Annotated in this window: 3 protein-coding genes; 2 read left to right on the top strand and 1 reads right to left on the bottom strand. The window is 72.3% G+C overall.

Annotated features, from left to right (window positions below):
- Window positions 1–169 precede the first annotated feature (169 nt).
- Complete coding sequence (locus AC13HU_RS32055; RefSeq protein ID WP_483045489.1) at window positions 170–1354, top strand: beta-ketoacyl-[acyl-carrier-protein] synthase family protein; 1185 nt, start codon at window positions 170–172, stop codon at window positions 1352–1354.
- A 108-nt stretch (window positions 1355–1462) separates the two neighbouring features.
- On the opposite strand, the gene AC13HU_RS32050 is transcribed toward AC13HU_RS32055, so the two are convergent.
- Window positions 1463–3598, bottom strand: coding sequence for a SpoIIE family protein phosphatase (locus AC13HU_RS32050; protein ID WP_483045488.1), 2136 nt, complete (start codon window positions 3596–3598; stop codon window positions 1463–1465).
- Window positions 3599–3999: 401 nt separating this feature from the next.
- On the opposite strand from AC13HU_RS32050, the gene efeU reads away from it, so the two are divergent.
- Window positions 4000–4940 (top strand): iron uptake transporter permease EfeU (gene efeU, locus AC13HU_RS32045; protein WP_483045487.1); only part of this gene is annotated, 941 nt, incomplete at its 3' end.

The following is a 4940-nucleotide window of genomic DNA, read 5'->3' as shown; positions in this document are numbered from 1 at the left end:
TCCCAGTGGCGTCGGCCACAGAAGGGCTTTCCCACGGTCCCATTGATGGGAATTCGGGTTATAACTTCCGAAGTGGTGCGCAATGGCACTTAATTGATCATCACTGACGAAGTGACCGATTCCATATGCTTCGCGGCATTTCACCGTCCTGCGAAGAAAGGTGCGTATTGTGGCCGCTTATCTGTGTCCTCCCGCGGTGATACACGGCGAGCACGCCGTGCAGACCGGCCGGATCCTGGCCGAAGTACGTGAACGGCATCCCCACGCACCGTGGCTGTCGCGGATCGGCGGCATCGCGGACTCCACGGGGATCGCCTCCCGCGGGTGGATGCTGCCGCTGAGCGCCGCCGTCGCGCCCGGCGCCGAGGGCGGCCTGCGGACCCCGGGGGTCGCTCCGGCCCGGGAGGCGCTGGCCCGTGACGGGTTCGGCGAGCAGGACGTGGACCGGGTGATCGCCGCGCTCGAAGCCATACCGGCGCCGCAGACCGTGCAGGAGCGCACCGCGCCGGCCTGGGAAGCCGTGCAGGCGTACGGCGAGCGGGCGGCGCGCGGCGCCCTGCAGATCGCCGGTCTTGACGCCTCCGACGTCGACTGCCTGATCACCAGTCACTCCACCACCCCGGCACTGCCGGGACTCGACGTCTCGCTGGCCAACCGGCTGCCGCTGCGCGACGACGTGCTGCTCCTCCCGGCCGCGCAGTGGGCGTGCATCGCCGGGACCCGCTCGCTCGCACTGGCGGCCGACCTGGTGGCCGCGGACCCCGACCGCGTGGTGCTGGTCGTCATCTCGGAGGCGCTGAGCACCACCTACCAGCCCGCGGACGACACGCTGGAGTCCCTGATCGTCCGGCTGCTGTTCGCGGACACCGCCGTCGCCGCGGTGGTCACCGGCCGCCGGCGGCCGGAGTCGGTGCTACGGCTCGATGCCGCCTGGCACCACACGCTGCCCGGCACCCAGGGCCTGCACCGGCTGGACACGCGCACCGACGGCACGCACTTCGTGATGGACCGGCGCGGGCCGCGCGCGGTGCAGAACACGGTCACCGCGATGTGGGAGTGGCTGGGTCGCCGCCACCAGGACGACGCCTCCCCCTGGCATCCCGACCTCCTGCTCGCGCACCCCGGCGGGACCCGGGTGCTGGAGTACATGGAGCAGACGATGCCCGAGGAGTGGCCGGCCGGGATGCTGGAGTACAGCCGGGACAGCTACACCACCGGCAACCGCGGCGGCGCGGCCGTGTTCGACATCCTGCGGCGCGCGCACGACGCCGGCCAGCAGCCGGGCAGCCGTACCGTGCTGTACGCGGCGGCGCCGGGACTCACGGCCACGGCGGTGGAAGGGGAATGGCTGTAGCGCGAGCGCGCCTCCCGCGCCGTCCGCGCACCTCCCGCGCCGATCCGTGCCGATTCGTGCCTCCGTTGCCACCCGCACGCTGCGCGCCTCTCGCGGCATCCGGCCGCGCTACCAGGCGAGTTCGGCCCAGACGACCTTGCCGGTCTCGGTCCACCGCACCCCCCAGTTGGTGGTGACCTTGTGGACGACGTACAGGCCGCGGCCGCTGTCGTCGAGCAGCCCCTTGCGGCCCAGCCGGGGCCGGCCGTTGCCGGTGTCGCCGACTTCGCACAGCAGGCCGCGAACGTCCTTGATCAGCCGTACGGTGATGGGTCCGGTGGCGAAGCGGCCGGCGTTGGTCACCAACTCGCTGATCAGCAGCAGCGCGTTGTCCCGGGTCTCGTCCCTGGCCTGCCACTGGCGCAGCCGCGTGGTGGCCAGGGCACGGGCCTGGGCGGCGGCGTCGTCGCGGGCCGGCAGCCGCCAGGTCGCGACGTCGCGCTTGCGACGGCCGGTCATGCGGGCGATCAGCAGGGTCATGTCGTCGCGCAGGCGGCTGCGCGGGGTGAGCTCGGCCACCAGCCGCCGCGCGGCCTGTTGCAGGTCGTCCCACGGATGCACCTTGCCCACCGCGCCCGCCAGCCTGTCGATGCCCTCGTCGATCGAGACCGCCGGGTCCTCCACCAGGCCGTCGGTGTAGAGGGCGATCAAGGCCCCGGGGGGCGCGGCGAACGTGTGCGTCTCGAACGGCTCCCGCAGGGCGAATTCGGTGCCCAGGCCGGGGTGGGGCGGCACCGCGAGAATCTCGGCGGTCCCGTCGGGAAGGACGAGCACCGGCGGGAGGTGGCCCGCGCTGGACATCACCACCTGGTGGCCGACCGGGTCGTACACGGCGATGCAACAGGTCGAGCCGAGGGCGCTGTAGCCGGCCGTCAGGCCCGGCTCCGCGTCGTCCAGCAGCGTGACGGTCTCGTCCAGGTGCTCCAGCACCTCGTCGGGCGCCAGTCCGGCCGACAGCAGCGCCCGGGCCTCCGTGCTCAGCTGGCCCATGGCCGCCGCGGCCGCCAGGCCGTGCCCGACGACGTCGCCGACCACCAGCGCGGTACGGCCGCCCGGCAGCGGAAAGCTGTTCACCCAGTCGCCGCCGACGCCCGCGCTGTCGGGGGTGGTGGGCTGGTAGACGCTGGCGACCTCGATGGTGTCGCTCCCGGCGCGCGGCAGCAGCCGGCGTTGCAGCGCCAGCACCTGGGCGTGCTCGCGCTGGTGCTGGCGGGCCAGATCGACGTGGTGGGCGGTTCGGGACGCCAGTTCCTGGAGGTCGAGCAGTTCGCTGTCCCGGAAGGGACGGTCCGGCCGGCGCCATATCTCCGCCACGCCCAGCACGATGGGCGGCCTGCCGTCGGGTCCCTCCAGGACCAGCGGTATGCACGCCAGGCTCGCGGGCCGGTCGCCGGGCAACAGGGCCCGCACCAGCCGCGGATCGCCGAGCGCCCGCTCGATCGTCCTCCGGTCGGGAATGACGATGGGCCGCGCGACGTCCGCCCGCCTGGCCGCGATGGACAGCAGGCGGTTCGCTTCGCCGGGCAGGTTGTCGCCGGGGGTCAGATAGCCGTCCGGCCACGCCCGGTCGGGCACCAGGGCCGCCCGCCGCAGCCGGATGCGCCCCGGCGGCTGCTCGGTGACGGCCTCGCCGGTCCACACGGCGTAGTCGAGATCGACCGCGGCGACGTCCGCCCAGGTCAGCAGGGACTGGGCCAGGGACTGCGCGGTCTCGCCGATGTCGAGCGAGGTCCCGATGGCGGTCTCGGCGGCGTACAGGTGCAGCCGCTTGGCCATGGCGATCAGGGAGACGGTCAGGCCGTCGCGGGACGCCGCGGCGGGCAGGACGCTCATGGAGACCAGCAGTTCCGTGCCGTCGTCCCGCAGCAGGCGCTGGACCCGGGCGACGTGCGGCTCCCGCGTCTCGCTCACCTGCCGCAGCCGCCGTGTGACCGTCGGGATGTCCCCGGGGGGCAGCAGATCGGCGAACGGCCTGCCGGGGGCGATCGTCAGCCCCTCGAAGGCGGGGGCCTGCAGGCTGCAGCGGGTGATGTTCAGCTCCTGGTCCAGGTCCACGGCGCCGAGTATCTGCTCCTGGCTTTCGTTGACATGCTCGGCGCTTCCGGGCTGATCCGCGCGCTGCGAAGTGGCCGGGCCGACCGCCGCCAGGGCACGGCTGACCTGGTCCGACGGCAACGAAGAAGAGGGGGATGGTGTGGAGTCCATACGGCTCTCTCAGCTCGCTCGCCAACCCCCGGCGCACGACCGGAGGCATACCGAGTTTCTTCGCGCGAAGAAGCCCCGAGATCCCCTACCGCACACCCATTGAATAACACTCGCAGCCGCTCCGCCCGCAAGATCGATCACGCAAAGAGAGCGGTCGGCTACCGCATGCGTGCCGCGCCGCGGAATCCCTGGAGTGGCGCCCGTGAATACGCGGCGGAATCGGAGAGCGGCTGTTCGCGGGCAGCGCCGCATCGGACGCCCCGCCGTCGCCCCGTTGCCTACCGCGGCCCTGCGGGACCCGCTCGACTACAGGCGTGTAGACGTCGGCGCCTGGTTCTGACTAAGGTATGCCTTCGCTAAGAACGGTCGGACCCACCGGTCCGTTACAAGGAGCGAGACACATGTGGGACGACGCGTTCCCGAGCTTTCTGATCGGGCTGCGAGAAGGACTTGAGGCGGGCCTGATCATATCGATCCTGATCGCCACCCTGGTACGCGCGGACGCGAGAGCGCGGCTGCCACAAGTATGGACGGGTGTGCTGGCCGCGATCGCCCTGGCGATGAGTTTCGGCGCGGTCCTCACCTTCACCGCCGCCGGCCTGTCGGCCACCGCGCAGGAGGCGTTCGGCGGCACGCTGAGCGTCCTGGCCGTCGCGTTCGTCACGGCGATGGTCTTCTGGATGCGCCGCTCCGCGCGGCACCTGTCCGGGGAGATCAGGGAGAAGGTCACCGCCGCGCTCGCCATGGGCTCGGGCATGCTGGTGGTCACCTCCTTCCTCGCGGTGGGCCGCGAGGGCCTGGAGACCGCGCTCTTCCTGTGGACGACGGCACGCGCCGCGGGCGAGTCCACCGGGCCGATGCTCGGCGCCGGCATCGGTCTGGTCATCGCCGCCGGCCTGTGCTGGGGCCTGTACCGCCGGGTGCTGAAGATCAACCTCACCAGGTTCTTCACCGCGACCGGCGCCGTCCTGATCGTGATCGCCGCCGGTGTGCTGGGCTACGGCCTGCGCGACCTCCAGGAGGGCCGGGTGCTGCCGGGCCGCACCGCGTACGCCGTCGACCTGAGCGGCCACGTCGACGCCGGTTCCTGGTACGCCACCCTCGTCCAGGGCGTGCTGAATCTGACCCCCACCATGACCTGGCTCCAAGTCGTCGCGTACGTCGGGTACTTGGCAGTGGTGATGACGCTCTTCGTCCGGGGTGTCAGGGCGCCCCGGGCGCCGGCCGAACGGCCACGCGTCCCCGCCGGGTCCACCGGGTCCACTGGGTCCACCGCCGTCGGCTCGCCGGAGCGGGAGAGTACGGACGCACCTGCGGGGGCGAACGCATCGGCCCCCGGCCC

This window comes from Streptomyces sp. NH27 (genome assembly GCF_056859195.1).
The sequence above is the reverse complement of the archived record's forward strand: the minus strand, read 5'-3'. Positions and strand labels throughout refer to the sequence as shown.